We start from the raw sequence: 23932 nt of genomic DNA, 5'->3' as shown, positions 1-23932 counted from the left end.
TGAAGTATCATTGCGAACCTTGCAAGACCGACGCCAAGTCGCCGACAATTGCAGAACAAATCGAAGTATTCGTGGCTGGTCCCTGAATTGCAAGGTCGGGTCCAGGACCGAAGGAGATGAGCCATGACAGAAACGCAGGCCACCTGGATCAAGGACCCCCTCGGCATTTTCGCCGAGGGTGCCGAGCGCGGCATTGTCGTCAAGAACGGTCGGATTGTCGAACTGGTGCCGGCCGGCGGCCAGCCGGCCACGGCGGATATCGCGACCTATGATGCCAGCGCCCATGTGGTGCTGCCGGGGCTGATCAATACGCATCACCATTTCTATCAGACGCTCACGCGCGCCTTGCCGGCCGCGCTGGATCGCGAGCTGTTTCCCTGGCTGCAGGCGCTCTATCCGGTCTGGGCGCGGCTGACGCCCGAGAATCTCCATCTCGGCGTCAGCGTGGCGATGTCGGAATTGCTGCTGTCGGGCTGCACCACGACCACCGATCACCACTATGTGTTTCCGGCCGGCCTCGAAGCGTCCGTTGATATCGAAGTGGCGGTGGCGCAGCGGCTCGGCATGCGCGTGCTGCTGACGCGGGGATCGATGAACCGCTCGCAGCGCGACGGCGGTCTGCCGCCGGACACGGTGGTGCAGGACGAGGACACGATCCTTGCCGATAGCGAACGTGTCGTGGCGAAATTCCATCAGCGCGGCGAAGACGCCATGGTGCAGATCGCATTGGCGCCGTGTTCGCCGTTTTCGGTAACGACGTCGCTGATGGCAAGCACCGCGGCACTGGCCGACAAGCTCGACGTCCGGCTGCATACGCATCTCGGCGAGACCGAGGACGAGAACCGCTATTGCGAGGAGATCTATGGCTGCCGTCCGCTGGATTATCTGGAGCAGACCGGCTGGCTGAACAAGCGCACCTGGCTGGCCCATGGCATTCACTTCAACGCGGGCGAAATGCTGCGGCTCGGCAGGGCCGGGACCACCATCAGTCATTGCTCTTGCAGCAATCAGCTGCTTGCCTCCGGCTGCTGTCCGGTCTGCGAGATGGAAGACGCGGGCGTCGGTATCGGCCTCGGCGTCGATGGTTCGGCGTCGAATGACGGATCGAATCTGATGCAGGAAGTGCGCGCGGCGTTTCTGCTGCAGCGGGCGCGTTACGGCGTCGGCCGCGTCAGCCACAAGGACGCGCTGCGCTGGGCGACGAAAGGTTCAGCGGCCTGTGTAGGCCGGCCTGAGCTCGGCGAGATCGCGGTCGGCAAGATGGCGGATCTCGCGTTGTTCAAACTCGACGAGCTGCGCTTCTCCGGCCAAGGCGATCCCCTGGCGGCGCTGGTGCTGTGCGGTGCGCATCGTGCGGACCGCGCGATGGTGGGCGGCGCGTGGCGCGTGATCGACGGCGCAATTCCGGGGCTCGATGTCGCCGATCTGATCCGCCGGCACAGCGCGGCGGCGAAGACGATGCAGGCGGGATAGGGGCTTGCTTACTTCCCCTCTCCCGCCTTCGCTTCGCTCAGGCACCCTCTCCCACCTAGCGAAGCTTCGCTTCGCCGGGGGAGAGGGGACTATAGCGCGTGCCTCACTTCCCCGGAATCTTGTCGTCGATACCCTTCACATAGAAGTTCATGCCGAGCACCTGGCCGGGGTCCAGCGCGTCGCCGCCCTTGCATTCCACTTCCTTGCCGTCCTGTCCCATGATCGGGCATTTGAACGGCTTCAGCGTGCCGGCGATGATGGCGGCTTCGGTGTCCATCGCCATCTTCTTCACGTCGTCCGGCATGTTGGTATAGGGCGCCATCACGACCATCTTCTCTTTCAGGCCGGCCCAGGTGTCTTCCGACTTCCAGGTGCCATCGAGGGCCGCCTTGACGCGTTCCACGTAGTACGGACCCCAGTTGTTGGTGACCGCGGTGAGCTGCGTCTTCGGGCCGAACTTGATCATGTCGGAGTCCTGGCCGAAGGCGAGGGCGCCGCGCTCGGAGGCGACCTGCATCGCGGCCGGCGAATCCGTGTGCTGCATGATCACGTCGGCGCCCTGATCGAGCAGCGCCTTGGCGGCGTCGGCTTCCTTGCCGGGATCGAACCAGGTGTTGACCCAGATGATCTTGATCTTGATATCCGGATTGATCTTCTGCGCGGCCAGCATGGTCGCATTGATGCCCGAGATCACTTCCGGAATCGGGAACGAGCCGATGTAACCCAGCACGCCCTTCTTCGACATCTTGGCGGCGATCAGGCCCTGGATGTAGCGGCCTTCGAAGAACCGGCCGGAATAGCTCGACATGTTCTTGTCGCGCTTGAAGCCGGTGGCGTGTTCGAACATTACCTTGGGATTGCGCTTGGCGACTTTCAGCGTCGGATCCATATAGCCGAACGACGTGGTGAAGATCAGCTGATTGCCGGCCCGCGCGAGCTGTTCGATGGAGCGCTCGGAGTCCGGGCCTTCGCTGACGTTTTCGAGATAGGTGGTCTCGATCTTGTCGCCAAATTCCTTGACGATCATCTGGCGGCCGACTTCGTGCTGATAGGTCCAGCCGAAATCTCCGACCGGGCCGATATAGACGAAGCCGACTTTCAGCTTGTCGGCGGCGACGGCTGCACCCAATCCGAGGCCGGTGGCCAGCAGTAGGGCGGCGGCTGCAAGTGCTTTCCTGTTCATACGCGTCTCCTGTTTGCGAGATAGTCTTGCGAGAATGTCTTTAGCGGTCGGGCACGAATACGGTGCCCAATGCGGCCGGTGCCGTGGAGCCGCCGCTGCGGGTACGTGAGATCAGCACCAGCACGACGACGGTTGCGAGATAGGGCAGTGCGGACATCAGCTGCGAGGGCACGCCGACGCCCCAGCCTTGCGCATGCAGTTGCAAGATCGAGACCGCGCCGAACAGATAAGCGCCGATCACGAGGCGCCCCGGCAGCCAAGAGGCGAATACCACCAGCGCCAGCGCGATCCAGCCACGGCCGGCAGTCATGCCGGGGACGAAGAAGGGCGTATAGGCCAGCGGCAGATAGGCGCCGGCGAGGCCTGCGCAGCCGCCGCCGAACATCACGGCGAACATGCGGATCTTGAGCACAGGATAACCGAGCGCATGGGCGGAGACGTGATTGTCGCCGATGGCGCGGAGGACCAGCCCCGCCCGGGTGCGATAGAGGAACCAGGACATGCCGATGATCAGCGCGAGCGAGACATAGACGAAGGCGTCTTCGCCGAACAGGATCTTGCCGACAAAGGGGAGCGTGGTCAGGCCGGGAATGTACAGCCGTGGCGCAGTGGCGATACGCTCACCGACGAAGCCGGCGCCGATCAGGCCGGAGACGCCGATGCCCAGGATTGTGAGCGCGAGACCCGTGGCGACCTGATTGACGGCGAGGCCGAGCGTCATCAGTGCAAACACCAGCGATAGCGCGACGCCCGCGAGAATTCCGCACAGCGCGCCGATGAACGTCGAGCCGGTGGCCCAGGCGCCAGCAAAGCCGCAGGCCGCGCCGACGATCATCATGCCTTCGACGCCGAGATTGAGCACGCCGGCGCGCTCCACCAGTAGCTCGCCGGAGGCGGCGAGCAGTAGCGGTGTCGACGCCGCGAGTACGGCAAGGATGATGGCTTCAAGCAGCTCCATCGGCGACCTTTCGCTGCGGCATGATGAGCTTGATCCGGTACAGGATCAGGCTGTCGCAGGCGAGCACATAGAACAGCAGGATGCCCTGAAACACCTTGCTGATATCGAGTGGGATCTTCATGGCGATCTGCGCTTGCTCCCCGCCGATAAATGTCAGCGCCAGGAAAAGCCCTGCAATTAGTATTCCAACCGGGTTGAGCCGTCCGAGAAATGCAACGATGATCGCGGTAAAGCCATAGCCGGGCGAGATGCCGGGCTGCAGATGACCGACGGGGCCGGCGACCTCGATGATCCCCGCGAGGCCGGCCAGCGCGCCGGATATCGCGAAAGTCAGCAGCACCAGCTGGTTCGACGAGAAGCCGCCGAAGCGCGCCGCGCGGGGCGCTGCGCCAACCACACGAATTTCAAAACCCTTGATGGTGCGGCCGAGCAGGACGGCAGCGGCAACAACGATCACCAACGCGATGACCGCGCCGAGATGCAGCCGTCCACCCTCGAACAGCAGCGGCACGGTGGCGACCGGATCGAATTCGGCCGTGGTCGGGAAGTTGAACCCTTTGGGATCGCGCCACGGGCCGCGGACGAGATAATCGAGCAGCAGGTCGGCCACATAGACCAGCATCAGACTGACCAGAATTTCGCTGGCGCCGAAGCGCACCTTGCAGAAGGCCGGGATCAACGCATAGAGCGCGCCCGCGATGGCACCGAGCAGCATCATCGCCGGCAACACCCAGACGCCGGCATCGGTGCCGTTGGTCTTCACCGCAAGCCAACTGCCCGCCACGGCACCGACGAGGAACTGTCCCTCCGCGCCGATGTTCCAGACATTGGCGAGGTAACAAAGCGACAGACCGATGGCGATCATCACTAGGGGCGCCGCCTTCACCGCAAGCTCCTGCAGCGAATAGGCGTCGGTCAGCGGCGTGATGAAATAGACGTTGAGCGCGGCGATCGGATTCTTGCCGATGATCATGAACAGGATGCTCATGGTCACGATGGTCAGCCCGATGGCGATAACAGGCGATACCAGCGCGATGATGGTCGATCGCTCCGCGCGCTTCTCAAGCACCAACTGCATCGGGCACGTCCTTTGGCGTGAGTGCACTGCCGCCCATCAACAAGCCCAGCGTTTCCCTGTCGGCATCCGCCGTCATTAACGGCTCGGACAGATGGCCGTGGAACATCACAGCGATGCGGTCGGCGATATCAGCGAGTTCGTCAAGGTCCTGACTGGTGACGAGGATGGCCGCGCCCGCAGCGGCGAGATCGAGCAGCGCCTGACGGATGACGGCGGCAGCGCCGGCATCGACGCCCCAGGTCGGCTGGCTGACCACGAGCACGATGGGATTGCGCAGGATCTCGCGGCCGACGATGAATTTCTGCAGGTTGCCGCCGGAAAGGCTGGCAGCTTCCGGATCGCGCTTGGCCTTGCGGACGTCGAAACTTTCGGTGGCGCGATCGACGGTCGCGAGCGTCGCCGCCGTATTGATGAAACCGTTGTGCACCATGCCTGAAGCAGCATGGCCGGTGAGCAGCGCGTTTTCCGACAATCTCATGCGCGGCGCGGTGCCATGGCCGAGCCGTTCTTCGGGAACGAAGGCCGCGCCAAGCTTGCGGCGTGCGGTGATCGACAGATGTCCGGCGGCGTGACCGTCTATGACGATGGTGCCGGGATCTTTGGCGAGACGCTCGCCGGAGAGCGCCGCGAAGAACTCGTCCTGGCCGTTGCCGGCGACGCCGGCGATCCCCAGAATCTCGCCGCCCTTCAGTTCCAGCGAGATGTTCTTCAGATGCACGCCATGTGGTTCGTCGGGCGCGAGGCTGAGATCGTTGACCACGAGCCGCGGCACAGTGGTTTGCCTGTTGGCGGCGGCTTTCACCTGCTTGATCTCGGTGCCGACCATCATGCGCGCCAGTGATGCCGCAGTTTCTTCGCGCGGCAGGCAGGTCGAGATCTTCTTGCCGCCGCGCAGGATCGTGGCGGTGTCGCAGAGCCGCTTCACCTCGTCGAGCTTGTGGCTGATGTAAAGGATCGCGCGGCCTTCCGACTTCAGGCGCTCCAGCACGACGAAGAGCTGATCGGCCTCCTGCGGCGTCAGCACGGCGGTGGGCTCGTCGAGGATCAGGAATTTCGGATTCTGCATCAGCACGCGCACGATCTCGATGCGCTGACGTTCGCCGACCGAGAGTTGCCAGACCTCGCGCTTCGGATCGAGCGGCAGGCCATATTGCTGCGACACCTGTTCGAGCCGCGCCGACATCGCTTTGAAGGATTCCTTGCCGTCGAGGCCAAGGGCAACGTTCTCGGCGACAGTGAGATTGTCGAACAGCGAGAAATGCTGGAACACCATGCCGATGCCGCGCGCGCGCGCATCATGCGGGCCGGCGAGGACCATCTTCTCGCCCTGCCAGAGCATCTCGCCTTCGCTCGGCTGGATCAGGCCGTAGATGGTTTTGACGAGCGTGGATTTGCCGGCGCCGTTCTCGCCGAGCAGCGCGTGAATCTCCTGCGGACGGATCGCGATGTCGATGGCGTCATTGGCGAGGAAACTGCCATAGCGCTTGGTCAGACCGATGGTCTGCAGAAGCACCGTCCCCGAACGCGCGTGTCCCGATCCCGAATCCAACATTCGCTACTCACGCGTGAAAAGGAGGTTTGCGGCAAGTGTGTGCCGGATTGGAATGCAGCGTAAATCTCGAATAAGCGCCAGCGTCTGCCTTATTTTTGGACTGGATCGCTTTCTTGGGCGATTCCTGTCGACGCAATGGCGTGAGGCTCGGTCTTTTCATTGATTGAATGACGTTTATTCGATTTTCGCATTGTATACTTGGTCTGAAGTGTTGCAGTTCTGGTACATGTGCAACGAATTCGAGATCCGGATTTTCTCGTGTGTTGAGAAGTTGGGCAGTGATTTTCTTGCGGTGCAAACACGGAATCACAGTGTGAATTCACCATCTGAGCTTCGTTCGGAAACCTGCGACAGAACGTCGCAAAATACCAATCTTTACAGTCTCTAAGCGCGTGTCTTACACGCGCTCGCATGGTGTCATTTCACCATCCCGAAAACACGATGCTTCAAGCATAAAATACTGATTTCACTGGGCATCCCTGATGAAATCCGTGGCAACTATTGGAAAAAGTTGAGGCTTCTCACCCGGACTGATTGCAACAACTCTCTCGCGAGAGGCACGCAATCATTGTCAACAGGTGGGGGTAATTCCAATGGCCAATCGTTTCCGCGCAATCGCAGCCGCGACGTTGCTGTCGCTAACAGCCATGGTGCCGACAGGCTCGGCAAGCGCCGCCGACATGGCGGCCATGCCGGTCAAGGCAAAGCCGATCCCAGATCTTCCGTTCTTCCTGTTGATCGATAACCGCTTCACCTATGCCTATCAGTGGGGGGCGGTCGATCCCGGCGTGACCAACAAGACCACCAAGCAGGTCTTCGCCTTCACCCACTTCGATGTCTGGACCTACGGCACCAACTTCTTCAACATCGGCCTCGAGAAGGCGGGCAAGAGCAGCCCGGCTAATCCGTGCGCCGATCCGCTGCGTCCGATCACGGGCTGCGAAGGCGCAACAGAAATCTACGGCCTGATCCGTAGCACGATCGGCTTCAACGAGGTCTTCAACACCAAGGCCTTCTCGATGGGGCCGCTGCGCAACGTGTCGTTCGTCATCGGTGCGGATGGCAGCACTGAAAATCGGTTCTTCTCCGCATCCAAGCGCGACGTCGTGACCGGTCTGCAATTCGCTTTCGACCTGCCTTACAAGGGCTTCTTCAACGTCAATCCGTTGTTCTACTACGAATTCGCCAATCGCAGCACGTTCACGCAGTGCGGCTATGCCGGCGCTCCCGGCCAGATTCCCGGCGTCTCCTGTAACATCGACGGCAACCGCCAGTTCAACCCGACCTGGGCCGTCGAACTCAACTACTACATGGATCTCGGCTTCCTGCCCCCGAGCATGGACTATTTCGCGATCAGCGGCCGGGCCGGCTTCTACGGGCCGAAAGGTTCGGAGAACGGCCAGATCATCGGCACGGCAACCAAGATGGAGATCAACGCCGAACCGATCCGTCTGACCTTCGACGCCAGCAAGGCGATCTGGGGACCGAAATACACTCACAATGTCGACGTGTGGGTGGCCTATCGGCTCTGGCGGAACAAGTTCGGCTTGGATGAGAATGCCAGCCTGCCGTGCACCACGTTTGCGCCCGGATCGTGCCGCGAGGACTCGCTCTATTCCGGCGTCACCGTCAAGTTCTGATCTGAGCTCACTTCCGGGGCTAATTCTCCAAGGCCAATCTCCAGGCTGATGGCGTCGCGATGTCCTCGCGGCGCCTTCAGTTTTTTGCAAGCTCCTGCGCGCGTGCCGCTAGCGCAGCTGCGCCCAGAAATTCTCGTGCTGCGCGGCTGCCTCGTCTTCGAGCAGCGGTCCGACGACCTCGATGCTCTTATGCCCGGCAGCAAAGACATTGCGGCAAGGCAGATCAAGCGTGGGATTCTCCGGATGGTCGCCGGTGATCGCCTTGAGCCTTGCTTCGCCAAGCCCATAAACCAGTCGGCCAATGCCGACCCAATAGATCGCGCCGGCGCACATGGCGCAGGGTTCTGCCGAGGAATACAGCGTGAAGGTCTTCAGCTCGGTCTCGTCATAGGCAATCGAGGCTTCGCTGCACAGCAGCCGCTCTGCATGGGCGGTGCCGTCATGAGAGGGCATGAAGGCGTTACCGGCTTCCATCAGGACCTTGCCGTGTGCATCGACCAGGATCGCGCCGAACGGATGGTTGCCGCGCTCCATGGCTTTGCGTGCAGCGTCGAAAGAAAGCCTGAGAAGGGCCTCATCCCTACTCGACGAGTCTTGCTTTGGCATCAGGGGGCTCCTGTCGTCCGGGCGTCAAAATCTGCTAGCTTCCCGCGAGGCCAAACGCGGATTCGCTTTGGCCCGCTGGCCGCACTAATATTTACGACCTGGATCATTCAAGTCCCAGCCGGGCCTACGGCCTGAACAAAGAAGCATGATTGCGATGGAAGAGAAAGTCGTCGGAGCTTCCGGCCAATCGCTCGGCGGCGAGATCGTCGAACGCATCAACGCGCTGGCTGCTATTTCGGAAGCGCCGGACAACATCACGCGAATATTCCTTACACCGGAACATCGTGCTGCCGCCGAACTGATCATCGGCTGGATGCAGGCAGCCGGCATGCGGGCGCGTATCGATGCGATCGGCAATGTCTGCGGACGCTATGAAGGCGACCGGCCCGGTCTGCCGTGCCTAATGCTGGGCTCCCATTACGACACCGTGCGCGATGCAGGCCGCTGGGACGGACCGCTCGGGATCATCACGGCGATTTCCTGCGTCGGCGACCTCAACCGCCGTGGCGCGCGCCTGCCATTCGCCGTCGAGATCGCCGCCTTTGCCGACGAGGAGGGTGTGCGCTTTGCGTCGACGCTGCTCGGCAGCCGTGCGGTGGCCGGGACTTTTGTCGAGAGTGTGCTCGGCGGCCGCGACAAAGCGGGTATCTCGATGCGCGAGGCGATGATCACCTTCGGCCTCGATCCCGATCACGTCGGCGCCGCAGCGCGCGCGCCCGGCGAATTGCTCGCCTATCTCGAACTGCATATCGAGCAGGGGCCCGTGCTCGAAGCACAGAAGCTTCCGGTGGGTGTCGTGACTGCCATTTCGGGTGCGACGCGTCTCGCTGTCGAATTGCACGGCATTGCCGGTCATGCCGGCACGGTGCCGATGGCGATGCGACGCGATGCATTGGTGGGCGCTGCCGAATGTATCGTTGCGATCGAGGAGTTCTGCCAGTCGGACCGCGGCGGCCTTGTCGGCACCGTGGGTTATATCAATGCGATGCCGGGGGCGACCAATGTCATTCCCGGGCTGGTATCGTTCACCATGGATATCCGATCGCCGAAGGATTCCTATCGCAAGCTCGCCATCACCGACATGGTGCGCGAGATCGAGTCGATCGCCAAAGCGCGCAAGCTCGATCTGCAGATCAATATCACCCATGAGAATCGCACGGTGCCGTGTGCGCCCTGGCTGCAGAAGCAGTTCGCCGATGCAATTACTGCCGAGGGTTATCGCGCGTTCGAGTTGCCGAGCGGGGCCGGCCATGACGGCATGGCGATGACCGATATTGCCGATGTGGCGATGCTGTTCGTGCGCTGCCGCGGCGGGATCAGCCACAATCCTGCCGAGCATGTGGATGATGCGGATGTCGAGGTCGGTGCGCGCGTGTTGTTGCGCGTGATAGAGAATTTCAAGCCGAAGGCCTGATGCGATGGCAGATTTCCACGGCGTGTTTCCCTATCTCGTCTCGCCGGCTGACGACGAGGGGCGTATCCGCACCGATGTGCTGGGCCGCCTGTGCGGGGATCTCATCGGCGCGGGCGTGCATGGTCTGACGCCGCTCGGCTCGACCGGCGAATTCGCCTATCTCAATCGCGAACAGCGCAGGACGGTGGTGCAGGCCACGATCGATGCGGCAGGCGGGCGCGTGCCGGTGGTGGCGGGCGTGGCCTCGACCTCGACGGTGGATGCGGTGGCGCAGGCTAAGTCGTATCAGAAGCTCGGTGCTAACGGCATCCTGGCCATTCTCGAAGCGTATTTCCCGCTCAAGGATGCGCAGATCGAATCCTATTTCCGCGCCATCGCGGATGCCGTCGATATTCCCGTGGTGATCTATACCAATCCGCAATTCCAGCGTTCGGATCTGACGCTCGACGTTGTGGCGCGGCTCGCCGAACATCCGCGCATCCAGTATATCAAGGATGCCTCCACCAATACCGGGCGGTTGCTGTCGATCATCAATCGCTGCGGCGACAGACTGAAAGTGTTTGCCGCCTCGGCGCATATTCCGTCAGCTGTCATGCTGATCGGTGGCGTCGGCTGGATGGCAGGCCCTGCCTGCGTCGTGCCGAAGCAGAGCGTCGAACTCTACAATCTCTGCAAGGCGCATCGCTGGGACGAGGCCATGGTCCTGCAACGGCGGATGTGGCGGCTCAACGAGGCCTTTGCGCGCTATAATCTGGCGGCCTGCATCAAGACGGGCCTCGCGATCCAGGGCTACGAGGTCGGCGACCCCGTGGCGCCGCAGCCGGCTTTGACCGCCGACGAGCGCAAGGTGATCGAAGCCGTTTTGCGGGATGTCGGCTGATCGATATCGTTGCCGCCAGACGCGCAAACGAGCAGCGCTCATGCACATTCTGTCGCTCAGCCTTGTGCGGCTGGCCTGTTGGCTCACGCGGTCTTTCTGGGCTAGAAACCATACAGCCCGCCCGTAAGGCTCGCCATTGAAGGACGTCTGATGAACATTCTGCCCGGCAATCTGCGCTTCGGCGCCGGTCTTTCTCCCAAGCGCCTTGAAGATCAAAGACTTCTCACCGGGCAGGGCAAATTCATCGACGACAAGCCGGAAGACGGCGCGCTGTGGCTGCATCTGCTGCGCTCGCCGCATGCCCATGCGAAGATCACCGCCATCGACGTCACCGCCGCGAAGGCGATGCCCGGTGTCGAGGCGATCTATACCGGCGCGGATCTCGTGGCCGACGATGTCGGCACGCTGCCGACGCTGCCGATCTTCAAGCGTCCCGACGGCTCGGCGGCGACCTTTCCGCCGCGCCGGCTGCTCGCGCATGAAGTCGTGCGGTTCGCTGGCGAAGCGGTGGCGGCGATCGTCGCCACGTCGCGCGCCGCTGCCCAGCTCGCGGCCGAGGCGATCGACATCAGCTATGACGTCCTGCCTGCGGTGGTCGATCCCGTCGAGGCGATGAAGCCCGGTGCGGCGGTGGTCTGGCCGGATGCACCGGACAATATCGTTGCGGCCACCAGCTATGGCGATCCTGCCAAGGTGGAGGCTGCTTTTGCCGCTGCCAAGCATACGGTGTCGCTGGATATCGTGAGTCAGCGTCTCGTGCCATCGGCCATGGAGCCGCGCAGCACCATCGCTGAAGTCGACAAGAAGTCCGGCAAGCTGACCCTGTACGTGCAGTCGCAGACCCCGGCATCGACCCGCGATATCCTTGCCGACGCGGTGCTCAAGCGTCCGAAGGAATCGATCCGCGTGGTGGTGGGCGATATCGGCGGCGGTTTCGGCCAGAAGACGAGCCTGTATCCGGAAGACGGCGTCGTCGCCTATGTAGCCGTGAAGCTGAACAAGACGATCCGCTGGCGCGGCGATCGCACCGACGAATTCGTCGGCGGGACTCATGGTCGCGATCTGACGTCGACGGCAGAACTCGCGCTCGATGCCAAGGGTCGGATCTTGGCCTATCGCGTCCGTTCGATCGGCGGCACCGGTGCCTATATGTCGGCCACCGCTGTCATCATTCCGTTGGTGTTGGGACCGTTCGTGCAGACCGGCGTCTACGATCTGCAGAACGTGCATTACGATATCAAGGCGGTCATCACGAACACCGCGCCGGTGGGCGCCTATCGCGGTGCCGGGCGTCCGGAAGCCGTGTTCATCATCGAGCGTCTGATGGATGCCGCCGCACGGCAGATGGGAATGGATCCGCGCGCCATCCGCAAGGTGAATTACATCAAGCCGACGCAGTTTCCTTACAAGAACGCCGTCGGTCAGACCTATGATAGCGGCGCCTTCGCGCACATGCTCGACCGCGCCACCGAATTGTCGGATTGGGACGGCTTCGCCGCGCGCAAGAAGGCGGCGAAGAAGAAGGGTCTGCTCTACGGCCGCGGGCTCACCAGCTATATCGAATGGACCGGCGGTCCGGGCACCACGGAGAAGGTTCGCCTGCGCGCCACGGCCAATGGCCGCGTCATCCTGCATTCCGGCACCATGGCGATGGGGCAGGGCCTGCAGACCGCCTATTCGCAGCTCGTCTCTGAAGCGCTCGGCATCGGCATCGACAAGATCGATGTGATCCAGGGCGATACCGATGTGATCGTCGGCATGGGCAGTGTCGGTTCACGCTCGTTGTTCGTTGGCGGCACTGCCGCGGTGGTGTCGGCCGCCGACATGATCGCCAAGGCGCGCGAGAAGGCGGCCAACATGCTCGAAGCCTCCGTGGAGGACATCGAGTATTCCGCGGGCTTCCTCACCGTCGTCGGCACCGACAAGCGCGTCGGCCTGTTCGAAATCGCGAAGGCCGAAGACGGCGAACAGCTCAGCGTCGAGTCCACCGGCGTGGCGGACGGCCCGACCTGGCCGAACGGAACGCATATCTGCGAGGTCGAGATCGATCCGGAGACCGGCATCACCAATGTCGTTCGCTACACCACGGTCGACGATGTCGGCGTGGCGGTGAATCCGATGCTGGTGACCGGCCAGATCCACGGCGGCGTGGCGCAGGGCATCGGCCAGGCGCTGTTCGAGAACGTTCATTACGACGAGGATGGCCAGCTCATCACCGCCAGCTATCAGGATTACTGCATTCCGCGCGCGGGTGACCTGCCACCTCTGTCAGTGACATTGGATGGTTCGGCACCCTGCGTCACCAACCCGATCGGCTCGAAGGGCTGCGGAGAATCCGGCGCGATCGGTGGTCCGCCCTGCATCGTCAATGGCGTGCTGGATGCTCTGCAACCACTGGGCATCACGCAGCTCAATACGCCGCTGTCGCCCATCAAGGTATGGGAAGCGATCAGGAGCGCAAGCGCAGCGCATGGCTGAGACCCAGCAGGATGGGTAGAGCGTCGTCGCGAAACCCATCATGATCGGGTTCTATGCGATGGGTTTCGCTTCGCTCGACCCATCCTGCGGATAACAAGAAACTTCAACCGGGAGAGAAAACACAATGAAGAGCTTCAAGGTTCTCGAATTCAACGAGCCGCTCGGCGAGGTCGACGAGCAGACACCGCAGCCGACCGGCACGCAGGTGCTGATCCGCGTGAAGGCTGCCGGCGTCTGCCATAGCGACCTGCACATCTGGGAAGGCGGTTATGAACTCGGCCACGGCCGCAAGAAGCTATCGCTGAAGGATCGCGGCATCACGCTGCCGCGCACCATGGGCCACGAGACCGTCGGCGAAGTCATTGCCTTTGGTCCGGATGCGCAGCAGGAAGCCGGCGGCGTCAAGATTGGCGATATCGCATTGGCCTATCCATGGATCGGCTGCGGCAAATGTGCGGTCTGTCTTGCCGGTGATGAGAATCTCTGCCTCGCGCCGCGCTGCCTCGGCGTACATTGCGACGGTGGTTACTCCGATCACCTTCTAGTGCCGCATCCGCGCTACCTGATCGACCTCAAGGGCATGGATCCGGTCATCGCCGCGCCTTACGCCTGCTCGGGCGTCACCACCTATAGCGCGCTGAAGAAGATCGAGAGCGATCTCGGCAATCCGATCGTGATCTTCGGCGCTGGTGGCCTCGGCCTGATGGCGCTTGAACTGTTGAAGGCGATGGGCGGCAAGGGCGCCATCGTTGTCGATATCGATGCGCGAAAGCGCGAGGCGGCGATCAAGGCCGGCGCTCTGGCGGCCGTGGACGGCAATGCGCCCGACGCGCTTGAGCAGCTTGCCAAGGCCGCCGGTCAGCCGATTCTGTCGGTGATCGATCTGGTCGGCACTCCGTCAACGACGCAGCTCGGCTTCGACGTGCTCTCCAAGGGCGGCAAGCTGATCATGGTCGGCCTGTTCGGTGGCGGCGCCACCTGGGCGCTGCCGCTGATCGCCATGAAGGCGTTGACCATCCAGGGCAGCTATGTCGGCAATCTCCGCGAGACCAAGGAGCTGCTGGAGCTGGTGCGCACCAAGAAGGTGCAGCCGATCCCGACGAGCCCGATGCCGCTCGCAAAAGCCAATGCTGCTCTGAACGACCTGAAAGACGGCAAGCTGGTCGGCCGCGCGATCCTCACGCCGGCGTAAGCTTGAAGCATTCGTTCTGATATCGAGAAGCGGCCTTCGGGCCGCTTCTTTTTTGCCTCGAAGGCAATTAGCCGGCCGTTACATCCACGAGCTCTTCACCATCCAACACACGCTTCGCCTTGGCATGGTCGAGATCGCCTTCCCATGCGCCGACCACGACGGTGGCAACGCAGTTGCCGATCAGGTTTCCGAGCGCGCGGGCCATGCCGATGAACCAGTCTACCGACAGCACCAGCACGAGACCGATGGCGGGAATGCTCGGCACGGCATTCAGCGTCGCGGCAAGGATCACGATTGCTGAGCCCGGTACGCCGTGGGCGCCCTTCGACGTCACCAGCGAGACGCCCAGCACCAGCATGAGGTCGCCGAAGGACAGCGGTGTATTCGTGGCCTGCGCGATGAACACGACGGCCAGCGTCAGATAGATCGAGAATGCATCGAGGTTGAACGAGTATCCGGTCGGGATCACGAGGCCGACCACGTTGTCCTTGACGCCGAGCCGTTCGAGTTTGCGCATGACCTGGGGCAGCACGGCATCCGATGACGCGGTGGCGAGCACGATGGTGAGTTCCTCGCGCAGGTAGTTCAGGAATTTGATGATGTTCAGCCCGGCCAGTGCCATCACGCCGCCAAGCACGCCGAAGACGAAGATCGCGACCGAGACATAGAACAGCACCACCAGCGAGACGAGTTGCTTCAGCGATCCGACACCGTAGCGTCCGACCGTATAGGCGACAGCGCCGAGCACGCCGATCGGGGCGAGGCGAACGATCAATCCCATGGCGCGGAACAGAACGGTCGATACGGCTTCGATGAAGCTCGAAATCCGCTCGCCCTTCTCGCCGCCGACCAGCGCCAGGCTGGTGCCGAAGAGGATGGCGAAGAACAGCACTTGCAGCACGTCGTTGCGCGCCAGAGCGTCGAACGAGGTGGTTGGAATGATGTTGAGCAGGAAACTGCCGATGCCGCCGCCCTGCAGCTTGTGAGCGTTGTCTGCGACCGTCGTGAGTGCCTTGCCGTCGAGCGAGGCCGGATTGATGTTCATGCCATGGCCCGGGCCGAACAAATAGGCCAGCACCAGGCCGACAACGAGCGCCAGCGTGGTCATGGCCTCGAAATAGATCAGCGCCTTGACGCCAACCCTGCCGACCTTCTTGAGGTCGCCGGCACCCGCGATCCCATGGACCACCACACAGAACACGATGGGGGCCACAATCATGGAGATGAGTTTGAGGAACGCGTCGCTGAAGACCTTCAGGCCGACGGCGAAATCCGGCACGGCGATGCCAAGGACGATGCCGAGCAGCAGGGCGACAAGCACCTGCACGAAGAGCGACTGATAGAGAGGCTTGCGGATGGGTTCGACGGCGGTAATCGTAGCTGTAGACATGGTTCGCTCCCCCTGAGGTTCACGAATATTCCAGCAACAACTGTGCCACCGCTAGGTGCAGACCTGCAAAAATCTCGCCGCGGTTACGGCGAGTTCTTTTCGTGTCGAGGGGGGATTGAAATCGAGCCGATCGGCGGCCGGGTCGCTCCGGCGGCCATGCGACGATTACTTCTCTTCGTCGGCAATCGCTTCCATCAGGACGACCATCTGGCGCTGGACCGTCTGGCTCTTGATGCGGCTGTAAGCACGAAGCAAGCGGAGGCTGAAAGCGCTATCGAGGAACAGCAAGCTTTCCACTTCGCGGCTCTTGCCATCGCCATCGTAGAAGAAGGTGACCGGCACATCGAGCGCCGTCGCAATCTGCTGAAGACGCGCAGCGCCAACGCGATTGACACCCTTTTCGTACTTCTGAACCTGCTGGAAGCTGACGCCCAGCTTTTCGCCTAAATCCGCCTGCGAAATTTTCTGCTCAACACGACGCAGACGGATCCTCTTGCCCATCTCAATGTCGGGTTTGCCGGCGCTACGTTGCTTCATTCGTCACCATTCAGTTTGTTTGAATAAGGGAGTTTGGTTATATTTTCTTGGTTAGAGCTTCTTAGCCCGAGAGCCCTTAAAGCTAACTTTCAAAGGCATCTCTGTTATACACATCGTCATGACGATTGGGATGGCTGAAATCGTCGCGATACTCGAATTGATCGACACGTAATCGCGAGGGTCATCCAATCGTACAAAAAACCTTGCGGTATTCTGTTGCTACTTCGCATTGCTTGCAAAACTTCCAACGAATACCGGAACTCAATTTCTATCGATACGGGCCTTGCAGCGGAAGCGAAAGTACAAGTCGGTCATCATGCTATACACATGTGACTTGCCTGACGCACGCAGGATAACTGAGAGTCGGTCGCATTCGTAAGCTGCAAATCTCTGGCATGCAGCATTCCATGCGATTTCCAGCTGTAATTTCGCACTTTACGATCTCCTGTGTAGCACCGACGTAATATCACAATTCCGTGGGTGGTTGTTGCTACGTCCCACGCGCACCGGAAGTTTCATTCCAAATTCTCACTGAGAGAGAATTTCATTTGATTCGTGCTGAACGCGTTACACGCGACCAGTGCCCGGTGGCGCGCACCGACTGAGCAATATTGATCATACCGTTCGTTACTAAACATTGCTGTCGGTAATCGCGGAGTAGATCATGGTACGCAGCTCGCGCCGGATCGGATAGGCGCTCGATGGCAACAGCTGCGTCATAAAGATTGCGATCAGCTGTTCGGCCGGATCTATCCAGAATGCCGTGCTCGCCGCGCCGCCCCATGCATACTCACCGGCGCTGCCGGGGATCATGGTCTTGGCCGGATTCATCGTCACCGAAAATCCGAGTCCGAAGCCAATGCCGGCATAGCTCGCTTCGCTAAACATCGACTTCGACATTTCGGTGAGATCGCGGCCGCCGGGCAGGTGGTTGCTGGTCATCAATGCGATGGTCTTTGGGGACAGCAAGCGCACGTCGCCAAGCGCGCCGCCATTGAGCAGTGCGCGGCAGAAGGTGAGATAGTCAGCGGTCGTCGAACACAGGCCGCCTCCGCCGGAGATCATCGACGGCGGGGACAAGAATGAACTCGTCGCGGGATCGTCCTGCAAAGTGAGGCCGCCCTTGCCATCGGCTGCGTAGCAGGCGGCGAAGCGATGCCCCTTGTCGGAAGGCACAAAGAAGCTGGTATCAGTCATGCAGAGCGGATTGAAGATGCGCTCCTGCAGAAATTGTTCGAACGGTTTCCCGCTGATCTTCTCTATGAGATAGCCGACCACATCGGTCGAGACCGAATAATTCCACGCGTCGCCTGGCGAGAACTCCAGAGGGATTTTGGCGAGATCTGAAATCATTGACGCCAGCGTACCGGATTTCTCGACCTCGCCGATCTTGAGCGCACGATAGGCGGCATCGACATTGGTACGTTGCTGGAATCCGTATGTGAGTCCGGATGTGTGCCGTAGCAGGTCGATGATCTGCATCGGACGGGCCGGTGGCTTCGTCAGGAATGGCGCCGTCACGCCAGCCTGAAATACGCCGAGATTTGCCCATTCGGGAATATATTTATGAACGGGTTCATCGAGCGCGACACGTCCTTCCTCCACAAGCATCATGAAGGCGACTGTCGTGATCGGCTTGGTCATCGAATAGATGCGGAAGATCGTATCGTCCTTGACGGGGGCTTTGCGCTCCACATCGGCAAAGCCCTGCGCCGTGCTGTGCACGATTTCGCCGCGGCGATAGACCAGCAGCCGTGTGCCGGGCAAGCGGCCGGCATCGACATAGCGCTGTTTGAGATGCGCTTCGACGCGGGCCAGCGCCATGGTCGACATGCCGACCTGTTCGGGTGACGCAGACGAAGGGCTCAGGCTTTGGGACGACGGCATTGCAACATCACTCCGATGTGTGGACGCGGCTCGTTTCTATGGATGAAAATCAGCGGTTGTCCATATGGGTTTGTAGCGCGGCGAGCTTACGTGAAGCTCTGTTTGGTGTATCGTTAAAGATGCAATCGCGTCGTGTTGCTCAGGATGGAATTATGACCCAATTCAATGACACTGAACTCACTGCGGCCGTCATCCAGAGTTTCGACAAGACGTCCGATCCGCGCACGAAATTCCTGCTGCAAGAACTCGTGACGTCATTGCACGACTATGTTCGCAGGACCGATCTCACCTTCGGTGAATGGGAAGTGGCGATCGACTTCCTGACCCGCACGGGCCAGAAATGCACGCCGATCCGGCAGGAGTTCATCTTGCTCTCTGACGTGCTGGGCGTCTCGATGCTGGTCGATGCCGTCAACCACAGGGAGCGTGAGGGGGCCACACAGACGACGGTGCTCGGACCGTTCTATGTCGGCGAGCATCCCGTCATGGCGCATGGCGCTGATATCTCTCCGGGCCTCACGGGTGAGCGCATGTTCGTGCAGAGCCGCGTCACCGATCTCGACGGCAAGCCGCTGACGGGCGTGCCGGTTGATATCTGGCATGCCGATGATGACGGTTTCTACGACTCGCAGAAAGCCAGCTATGCCACGCAGGGCCCGTCGTCGCGCGCGCGCTTCATCACCGACAGCGATGGCCGGCTGTTTTTCCGAACCATTCTGCCCTGCAGCTATCCGATCCCGACCGACGGTCCGGCCGGAGATCTTGTGCTAAAAACTGGACGCCATCCGATGCGTCCGGCGCATGTGCATTTCCTGGTCGCCGCGCCCGGTTATGAGCCGCTGATTACCCACGTCTTCATCGAGGGTGACGAATATCTCGACTCCGATGTCGTGTTCGGCGTGAAGGACGATCTGATCGCCACCGTCGAGAACCGTAGCGATGCCTTTATGCCTGATGGTCAGCCTGCCACGGGGCCGTGGCATCTGATGACCTATAATTTCCGGATGAAGCCGGGCGAGGGCACGGTGCCGCAGCCGATGATGCCGGAAAAGGCCGAGGCGTAAGCGATCCCAGCAGTCTTGCGATCTGCGGTCAGGTCGCGCTCCAGTCGCGTTGCGAGAGTTCCTGCAGCGACTCAAGGAAGAACTGATCGAACAGAAACGGTGCGTCGCCGTGTGCGGCCGATGGCGCGATGAGGGTGACCATGCCTAACAGCGCGCGGCCGAGTTCGCCGATGCGCTCGGCAAAGGCCTCGAGCCCGCTGCGATCAGAACTCTCGACGACTGCGTGGAGTGCGCCTTTGGTTTGTGCGATCAGTAGATCGACATCGTCGACGGCGCGATCGAGAGCATCGATATCGACATCCACAGTGTCAGTGTTATCTTTGGTGGGTATCAGCGCGTCTTCAAGGACGTTCTTTCGGAACATATGAAGTTGCCGCGAGACATCCTCGTAATGACCGAATGCTGCCGCCGCGTTCGCTTCGAGATCGCTTTTGCCCTGAGACAGGATCGCGGCCGCAGACACGACGGTCGCTGCCTTCAGGGTGCTGATTACCTTTCGAAGCGACGAGAGGGCAGGTTCGGTGATCACCGGAATGGTCGGCATGAAGCGATCCGTTCGCTAGAAATTGGACCCGGTTGATAGCACCGATCCACGGGTCGGCATGCCGATGAAGTCGGCAAAATAGTACCTCACAATTCGCTGCCTATTCCGCGTGCGTCGCACAATAAATGAGCGTCCCGCAAATTTTCGATGCGCGTGGTTCTCTGCGCTGGTCTTGTTGCCTTTAGGTAAGTGACTGCAATTTATCGAAATTTCCATCAGGCAGCGGTTGGCACGAACTTTGAATAGTTCTTAGCGACGCCATTGTAGCCGTCACAATCAATCACCAGCCAGCATTGCCATCATGGGGCTTCCCCCAGACGCGCCGCTATGTCCGTACGCCTTCGACCCAAGGTGCGCTGTGACGAGGGGCCAATGACGGTGCAGGCGATCCGAGGCGCGAAAGGACGACAGCAGCACATGACGAAGTCAGAGACCAACAAGCCGGGCCGCAAGATCAGCCGCCGTCAGCTTCTGAAAGCCGGCGCGGGAACCGCTGCCTTGCTCGCGGCCGCCCGACTGAACTTCCCCGGCGGCGCTTTCGCGCAGGATGCCGGGCCCGAAGTGAAAGGCGCCAAGCTCGGCTTCATCGCACTAAGCGATGCCGGTCCGCTGTTCGTTGCCAAGGACAAGGGCCTGTTCGCCAAATACGGCATGCCCGATGTGGAAGTGTCGAAGCAGGCCTCCTGGGGCACGCTGCGCGACAACATGGTGCTCGGCTCCGAAGGCAACGGCATCGATGGCGCGCATATCCTGACGCCGATGCCCTATCTGATCTCATCCGGCAAGGTGACGCAGAACAACCAGCCGACACCGATGTACATCCTCGCGCGTCTCAATCTCGATGCGCAGTGCATCTCGGTCGGCAATGAATATGCCGATCTGAAGGTTGGCCTCGATGTCGCGCCGCTGAAAGCGGCGTTCGAGAAGAAGAAGGCTGCAGGCAAGTCGGTGAAGGTCGCGATGACCTTCCCGGGCGGCACCCATGACCTCTGGATCCGCTACTGGCTCGCCGCCGGCGGCATCGATCCCGACAAGGATGTCGAGACCATTACTGTGCCGCCGCCGCAGATGGTGGCGAATATGAAGGTCGGTACCATGGACGCGTTCTGCGTCGGTGAGCCGTGGCCCGGCCAGCTCGTGCACCAGAAGATCGGCTACACCGCGGTGAACACCGGCGAGATCTGGAACAAGCATCCGGAGAAGTCGCTCGGCATGCGCGCGGCCTGGGTCGACAAGAACCCGAAGGCGGCGAAGGCCATCACCATGGCCATCATGGAAGCTCAGCAGTGGGCCGACAAGATGGAGAACAAGGAAGAGCTCGCCACCATCATGGGCAAGCGGCAGTGGATCAACTGCCCGGTCGAGGACATCCTCGATCGCGCCCGTGGCAAGTTCGACTACGGCACCGGCAAGGTGGTCGAGAATTCGCCGCATATCATGAAGTACTGGAAGGACTTCGCGTCCTATCCGTTCCAGAGCCACGACCTCTGGTTCATGACCGAGGACATCCGCTGGGGCAAATACGAGCCCGGCTTCGACTCGAAGGCGCTGATCGCCAAGGTCAACCGCGAGGATATCTGGCGTGACGCAGCGAAGACCATGGGCGTCGCTGCCGCCGAAATCCCGACTTCGACCTCGCGCGGCAAGGAGACCTTCTTCGACGGCAAGGTCTTCGATCCCGAAAATCCGGCAGCCTACCTCAAGTCGCTCGCCATCAAGCGCGTCGAAGCCTGAGACACACGTTTGGGACCGATGCGGACTAGCTGAAATGACGGAGACGGTGCGATGAACATGCAAGCTATCAAGACGGAGCCGGCAACGGCACTGGCGAAGCCGCCGGTGGCGAGCGTCGCACTGTCTCCCAAGCAGCCCGTAAGTTTCGACAGATACGCCAAGATGGCGAAGGAAACAGCGGCGCGGGTCATCCCGCCGCTGATCGTCGTTCTCCTGCTTGGCGTGATGTGGGAGCTCTTGTGCCGGCGCACCGGCTCAACGCTCCCGCCGCCCTCCAAGGTCTACAAGGACACCAAGGAACTGATCTTCGATCCGTTCTTCGACAATGGCGGTCTGGACAAGGGGCTGTTCTGGCATATCTCGGCGAGTCTCCTGCGCGTGGCTTACGGCTACTCGCTCGCTGCCGTGGTCGGCATCGGCCTCGGCACACTGGTTGGCCAGTCGGTCTGGGCGATGCGTGGCCTCGATCCGATCTTCCAGGTGTTGCGTACCATTCCGCCGCTGGCCTGGCTGCCGCTGGCGCTCGCGGCCTTCCGGGACGGTCAGCCGTCGGCGATCTTCGTGATCTTCATCACCTCGATCTGGCCGATCATTATCAACACGGCTGTCGGTATCCGGAATATTCCGCAGGACTATCGCAACGTCGCCGCCGTGGTGCAGCTCAATCCGGTGGAATTTTTCTGGAAGGTCATGCTGCCGGCGGCTGCGCCCTATATTTTCACCGGTCTGCGCATCGGTATCGGCCTGTCATGGCTCGCCATCATCGCGGCTGAAATGCTGATTGGCGGCGTCGGCATCGGCTTCTTCATCTGGGATGCCTGGAATTCCTCGCATATGAGCGAGATCATCCTGGCGCTGTTCTATGTCGGCATCGTCGGCTTCGTGCTCGATCGCCTGATCGCCGCCCTCGGCAAGCTCGTCACCCACGGCACTTCAGTCAGCTAACATTTGGGTCAGCTAAGGGGAGATATCATGAAGGCATATCTGAAGCTCGACCACGTCGACAAGGTGTTCACCCGCGGCAAGGTCTCGTCCGAAGTATTGAAGGACATCAACCTTAGCCTCGGCAAGGGTGAGTATATCTCGATCATCGGCCATTCCGGTTGCGGCAAGTCGACGATGCTCAACATCATCGCCGGCCTGACACGTGCAACGATGGGCGGCGTGATCCTTGAGGATCGCGAAGTCAATTCGCCCGGCCCCGATCGCGCCGTGGTGTTCCAGAACCACAGCCTGCTGCCGTGGCTGACGGTTTATCAGAACGTCCGTCTTGGCGTGGACAAGGTGTTTGCCAAGACCAAGTCCCGCGCTGAGCGCGACGAATGGACAATGCACAATCTCAATCTCGTGCAGATGACGCATGCCAAGGACAAGCGCCCCTCGGAAATCTCCGGCGGCATGAAGCAGCGCGTCGGCATTGCCCGTGCGCTCGCAATGGAGCCCAAGGTGCTGCTGCTCGACGAGCCGTTCGGTGCATTGGACGCGCTGACCCGCGCTCATTTGCAGGACTCGGTAATGGCGCTGCATCAGAAGCTCGGCAACACCATCGTCATGATCACGCATGACGTGGACGAAGCCGTGCTGCTGTCGGACCGCATCGTGATGATGACCAACGGACCATCGGCGACTATCGGCGAAGTGCTCGATGTGCCGCTCGCGCGACCGCGTCAGCGTCTCGAACTGGCGAGTAACCCGGTCTATCTCGACTGCCGCAAGCGCGTGCTCGAATTCCTGTATGAGCGCCACAAGTTCGTCGAAGCCGCGTAAGCATCTTGTTACCTCTTGACTTCCGAGGATAAACCGAATGAATGCGGCTCAGACTTTCCGGATAGCTGCAAATCATGAGTCGTTCGATAGGCCTGACGCGCGAAGAAATCATGCGCGTGCAATCGTCATTCGATCAGATGTGGCCGAACTCCTCGGTCATGGTGGATCTGTTTTATGCGCGGCTGTTCGAGACATTGCCGGAAACGCGCCCGCTGTTTCGCGGCGACATGGCGCAGCTCAAGCACAAGTTCATCGCAACGCTTGCAGTGATCGTCGGCAGTCTCGACAATATCACGGGTCTGTTGTCGGTGATCGGCAAGCTCGCGAAAGACCATGTGCATTATGGCGTGGAGGCCGCGCACTACGAGTCTGTCGGCGAGGCACTGTTCTGGAGTCTGGGGCAGGGGCTTGGCGAGCGCTGGACGCCCGAGGTCGAAGCCTCGTGGCACAAGGTCTACAATTTCCTGGCGGCGCGCATGATTTCTGCGGCCTATCACTAGAACCACATCGCATTTTATCGGGCGCTGAACATTTGCTCACGCGGCGCGACACACA

At 61.1% G+C, this 23932-nt stretch carries 20 protein-coding genes; 11 read left to right on the top strand and 9 right to left on the bottom strand.

What is annotated here, in order from left to right; genetic code table 11:
* Positions 1 to 123 precede the first annotated feature (123 nt).
* On the top strand, positions 124 to 1473 hold the full coding sequence (locus AB7783_RS14790; protein WP_441278043.1) for an 8-oxoguanine deaminase: 1350 nt from the start codon (positions 124 to 126) through the stop codon (positions 1471 to 1473).
* Between the two features lie 103 nt (positions 1474 to 1576).
* Here the strand turns inward: AB7783_RS14790 and AB7783_RS14785 are convergent, their stop codons facing one another.
* From AB7783_RS14785 to AB7783_RS14770, 4 genes are read right to left on the bottom strand one after another with little or no spacing between them, the layout of a single operon-like run.
* Positions 1577 to 2656 (bottom strand): BMP family ABC transporter substrate-binding protein, encoded by a 1080-nt coding sequence (locus AB7783_RS14785; protein WP_120291483.1) that lies wholly within the window; start codon positions 2654 to 2656, stop codon positions 1577 to 1579.
* Between the two features lie 40 nt (positions 2657 to 2696).
* Complete coding sequence (locus AB7783_RS14780) at positions 2697 to 3614, bottom strand: ABC transporter permease (RefSeq protein WP_175366616.1); 918 nt, start codon at positions 3612 to 3614, stop codon at positions 2697 to 2699.
* Positions 3601 to 4692 (bottom strand): ABC transporter permease, encoded by a 1092-nt coding sequence (locus tag AB7783_RS14775; protein WP_441278042.1) that lies wholly within the window; start codon positions 4690 to 4692, stop codon positions 3601 to 3603. Before AB7783_RS14775 ends, AB7783_RS14780 begins: the two co-directional genes overlap by 14 nt.
* A complete protein-coding gene (locus AB7783_RS14770) occupies positions 4676 to 6244 on the bottom strand; it encodes an ABC transporter ATP-binding protein (protein WP_441278041.1) in 1569 nt (522 codons plus the stop codon). Before AB7783_RS14770 ends, AB7783_RS14775 begins: the two co-directional genes overlap by 17 nt.
* Before the next feature lie 593 nt (positions 6245 to 6837).
* Here AB7783_RS14770 and AB7783_RS14765 point away from each other — a divergent pair.
* On the top strand, positions 6838 to 7884 hold the full coding sequence (locus tag AB7783_RS14765) for a hypothetical protein (protein ID WP_175366613.1): 1047 nt from the start codon (positions 6838 to 6840) through the stop codon (positions 7882 to 7884).
* Between the two features lie 108 nt (positions 7885 to 7992).
* Here AB7783_RS14765 and AB7783_RS14760 read toward each other — a convergent pair whose 3' ends face one another.
* Positions 7993 to 8490, bottom strand: a complete 498-nt coding sequence (locus tag AB7783_RS14760; RefSeq protein WP_441278040.1) for a nucleoside deaminase — start codon at positions 8488 to 8490, stop codon at positions 7993 to 7995.
* A 154-nt stretch (positions 8491 to 8644) separates the two neighbouring features.
* Here AB7783_RS14760 and AB7783_RS14755 point away from each other — a divergent pair, with 154 nt between their 5' ends.
* The 4 genes from AB7783_RS14755 (at position 8645) to AB7783_RS14740 (ending at position 14454) form a co-directional block, all read left to right on the top strand.
* Positions 8645 to 9904 carry an allantoate amidohydrolase gene (locus tag AB7783_RS14755; RefSeq protein ID WP_441278039.1) on the top strand — a complete coding sequence of 420 codons (1260 nt, stop codon included), beginning with the start codon at positions 8645 to 8647 and terminating at the stop codon, positions 9902 to 9904.
* Between the two features lie 4 nt (positions 9905 to 9908).
* Complete coding sequence (locus AB7783_RS14750) at positions 9909 to 10784, top strand: dihydrodipicolinate synthase family protein (protein WP_093756675.1); 876 nt, start codon at positions 9909 to 9911, stop codon at positions 10782 to 10784.
* A 150-nt stretch (positions 10785 to 10934) separates the two neighbouring features.
* Positions 10935 to 13262, top strand: coding sequence for a xanthine dehydrogenase family protein molybdopterin-binding subunit (locus AB7783_RS14745; protein WP_441278038.1), 2328 nt, complete (start codon positions 10935 to 10937; stop codon positions 13260 to 13262).
* A gap of 124 nt (positions 13263 to 13386) precedes the next feature.
* Positions 13387 to 14454: an alcohol dehydrogenase gene (locus AB7783_RS14740; protein WP_093756673.1), complete on the top strand. Its 1068-nt coding sequence runs from the start codon at positions 13387 to 13389 to the stop codon at positions 14452 to 14454.
* A gap of 67 nt (positions 14455 to 14521) precedes the next feature.
* Here AB7783_RS14740 and AB7783_RS14735 read toward each other — a convergent pair whose 3' ends face one another.
* The 3 genes from AB7783_RS14735 to AB7783_RS14725 all read right to left on the bottom strand — a co-directional run bounded on the left by AB7783_RS14735 (position 14522) and on the right by AB7783_RS14725 (position 18268).
* The gene (locus AB7783_RS14735; RefSeq protein ID WP_089265252.1) at positions 14522 to 15844 is read right to left on the bottom strand and encodes a dicarboxylate/amino acid:cation symporter; all 1323 of its coding nucleotides are present in this window, start codon (positions 15842 to 15844) and stop codon (positions 14522 to 14524) included.
* Between the two features lie 165 nt (positions 15845 to 16009).
* Positions 16010 to 16381, bottom strand: a complete 372-nt coding sequence (locus AB7783_RS14730; protein ID WP_089265251.1) for a helix-turn-helix domain-containing protein — start codon at positions 16379 to 16381, stop codon at positions 16010 to 16012.
* 630 nt (positions 16382 to 17011) lie between these two features.
* Positions 17012 to 18268 (bottom strand): serine hydrolase domain-containing protein, encoded by a 1257-nt coding sequence (locus AB7783_RS14725; protein ID WP_441278037.1) that lies wholly within the window; start codon positions 18266 to 18268, stop codon positions 17012 to 17014.
* Positions 18269 to 18420: 152 nt separating this feature from the next.
* Between AB7783_RS14725 and AB7783_RS14720 the strand changes: the two genes are divergently transcribed.
* Positions 18421 to 19332, top strand: coding sequence for an intradiol ring-cleavage dioxygenase (locus tag AB7783_RS14720; RefSeq protein WP_441278036.1), 912 nt, complete (start codon positions 18421 to 18423; stop codon positions 19330 to 19332).
* Positions 19333 to 19360: 28 nt separating this feature from the next.
* Here the strand turns inward: AB7783_RS14720 and AB7783_RS14715 are convergent, their stop codons facing one another.
* The gene (locus tag AB7783_RS14715; protein ID WP_441278035.1) at positions 19361 to 19876 is read right to left on the bottom strand and encodes a hypothetical protein; all 516 of its coding nucleotides are present in this window, start codon (positions 19874 to 19876) and stop codon (positions 19361 to 19363) included.
* 417 nt (positions 19877 to 20293) lie between these two features.
* On the opposite strand from AB7783_RS14715, the gene AB7783_RS14710 reads away from it, so the two are divergent.
* From AB7783_RS14710 to AB7783_RS14695, 4 genes are all read left to right on the top strand, one after another.
* Positions 20294 to 21610 carry a CmpA/NrtA family ABC transporter substrate-binding protein gene (locus tag AB7783_RS14710; protein WP_089265247.1) on the top strand — a complete coding sequence of 439 codons (1317 nt, stop codon included), beginning with the start codon at positions 20294 to 20296 and terminating at the stop codon, positions 21608 to 21610.
* A gap of 51 nt (positions 21611 to 21661) precedes the next feature.
* Positions 21662 to 22555 carry a nitrate ABC transporter permease gene (ntrB, locus tag AB7783_RS14705; RefSeq protein ID WP_089265246.1) on the top strand — a complete coding sequence of 298 codons (894 nt, stop codon included), beginning with the start codon at positions 21662 to 21664 and terminating at the stop codon, positions 22553 to 22555.
* Positions 22556 to 22582: 27 nt separating this feature from the next.
* Entirely contained in the window at positions 22583 to 23377 is a 795-nt protein-coding gene (locus AB7783_RS14700) for an ABC transporter ATP-binding protein (protein ID WP_089265245.1), read from the top strand.
* A gap of 74 nt (positions 23378 to 23451) precedes the next feature.
* On the top strand, positions 23452 to 23877 hold the full coding sequence (locus AB7783_RS14695; protein WP_089265244.1) for a globin family protein: 426 nt from the start codon (positions 23452 to 23454) through the stop codon (positions 23875 to 23877).
* The last annotated feature ends 55 nt before the right edge of the window (positions 23878 to 23932 follow it).

The sequence above is a fragment of the Tardiphaga sp. 172_B4_N1_3 genome, from assembly GCF_052076035.1.
GTDB classification, from domain to species: domain Bacteria; phylum Pseudomonadota; class Alphaproteobacteria; order Rhizobiales; family Xanthobacteraceae; genus Tardiphaga; species Tardiphaga robiniae.
This window is presented reverse-complemented; position numbering and strand designations above follow the sequence as displayed.

Excerpts from the sequence above, each read along its gene's own strand:
- AB7783_RS14715 (WP_441278035.1), bottom strand. The coding sequence starts at position 19,876 with ATGCCGACCATTCCGGTGATCACCGAACCTGCCCTCTCGTCGCTTCGA.
- AB7783_RS14745 (WP_441278038.1), top strand. The coding sequence starts at position 10,935 with ATGAACATTCTGCCCGGCAATCTGCGCTTCGGCGCCGGTCTTTCTCCC.
- AB7783_RS14765 (WP_175366613.1), top strand. The coding sequence starts at position 6,838 with ATGGCCAATCGTTTCCGCGCAATCGCAGCCGCGACGTTGCTGTCGCTA.
- AB7783_RS14720 (WP_441278036.1), top strand. The coding sequence starts at position 18,421 with ATGACCCAATTCAATGACACTGAACTCACTGCGGCCGTCATCCAGAGT.
- AB7783_RS14730 (WP_089265251.1), bottom strand. The coding sequence starts at position 16,381 with ATGAAGCAACGTAGCGCCGGCAAACCCGACATTGAGATGGGCAAGAGG.
- AB7783_RS14735 (WP_089265252.1), bottom strand. The coding sequence starts at position 15,844 with ATGTCTACAGCTACGATTACCGCCGTCGAACCCATCCGCAAGCCTCTC.
- AB7783_RS14770 (WP_441278041.1), bottom strand. The coding sequence starts at position 6,244 with ATGTTGGATTCGGGATCGGGACACGCGCGTTCGGGGACGGTGCTTCTG.
- AB7783_RS14790 (WP_441278043.1), top strand. The coding sequence starts at position 124 with ATGACAGAAACGCAGGCCACCTGGATCAAGGACCCCCTCGGCATTTTC.
- AB7783_RS14740 (WP_093756673.1), top strand. The coding sequence starts at position 13,387 with ATGAAGAGCTTCAAGGTTCTCGAATTCAACGAGCCGCTCGGCGAGGTC.
- AB7783_RS14775 (WP_441278042.1), bottom strand. The coding sequence starts at position 4,692 with ATGCAGTTGGTGCTTGAGAAGCGCGCGGAGCGATCGACCATCATCGCG.
- AB7783_RS14700 (WP_089265245.1), top strand. The coding sequence starts at position 22,583 with ATGAAGGCATATCTGAAGCTCGACCACGTCGACAAGGTGTTCACCCGC.
- AB7783_RS14695 (WP_089265244.1), top strand. The coding sequence starts at position 23,452 with ATGAGTCGTTCGATAGGCCTGACGCGCGAAGAAATCATGCGCGTGCAA.
- AB7783_RS14755 (WP_441278039.1), top strand. The coding sequence starts at position 8,645 with ATGGAAGAGAAAGTCGTCGGAGCTTCCGGCCAATCGCTCGGCGGCGAG.
- AB7783_RS14710 (WP_089265247.1), top strand. The coding sequence starts at position 20,294 with ATGACGAAGTCAGAGACCAACAAGCCGGGCCGCAAGATCAGCCGCCGT.
- AB7783_RS14750 (WP_093756675.1), top strand. The coding sequence starts at position 9,909 with ATGGCAGATTTCCACGGCGTGTTTCCCTATCTCGTCTCGCCGGCTGAC.
- AB7783_RS14760 (WP_441278040.1), bottom strand. The coding sequence starts at position 8,490 with ATGCCAAAGCAAGACTCGTCGAGTAGGGATGAGGCCCTTCTCAGGCTT.
- AB7783_RS14780 (WP_175366616.1), bottom strand. The coding sequence starts at position 3,614 with ATGGAGCTGCTTGAAGCCATCATCCTTGCCGTACTCGCGGCGTCGACA.
- AB7783_RS14785 (WP_120291483.1), bottom strand. The coding sequence starts at position 2,656 with ATGAACAGGAAAGCACTTGCAGCCGCCGCCCTACTGCTGGCCACCGGC.
- ntrB (WP_089265246.1), top strand. The coding sequence starts at position 21,662 with ATGAACATGCAAGCTATCAAGACGGAGCCGGCAACGGCACTGGCGAAG.
- AB7783_RS14725 (WP_441278037.1), bottom strand. The coding sequence starts at position 18,268 with ATGCCGTCGTCCCAAAGCCTGAGCCCTTCGTCTGCGTCACCCGAACAG.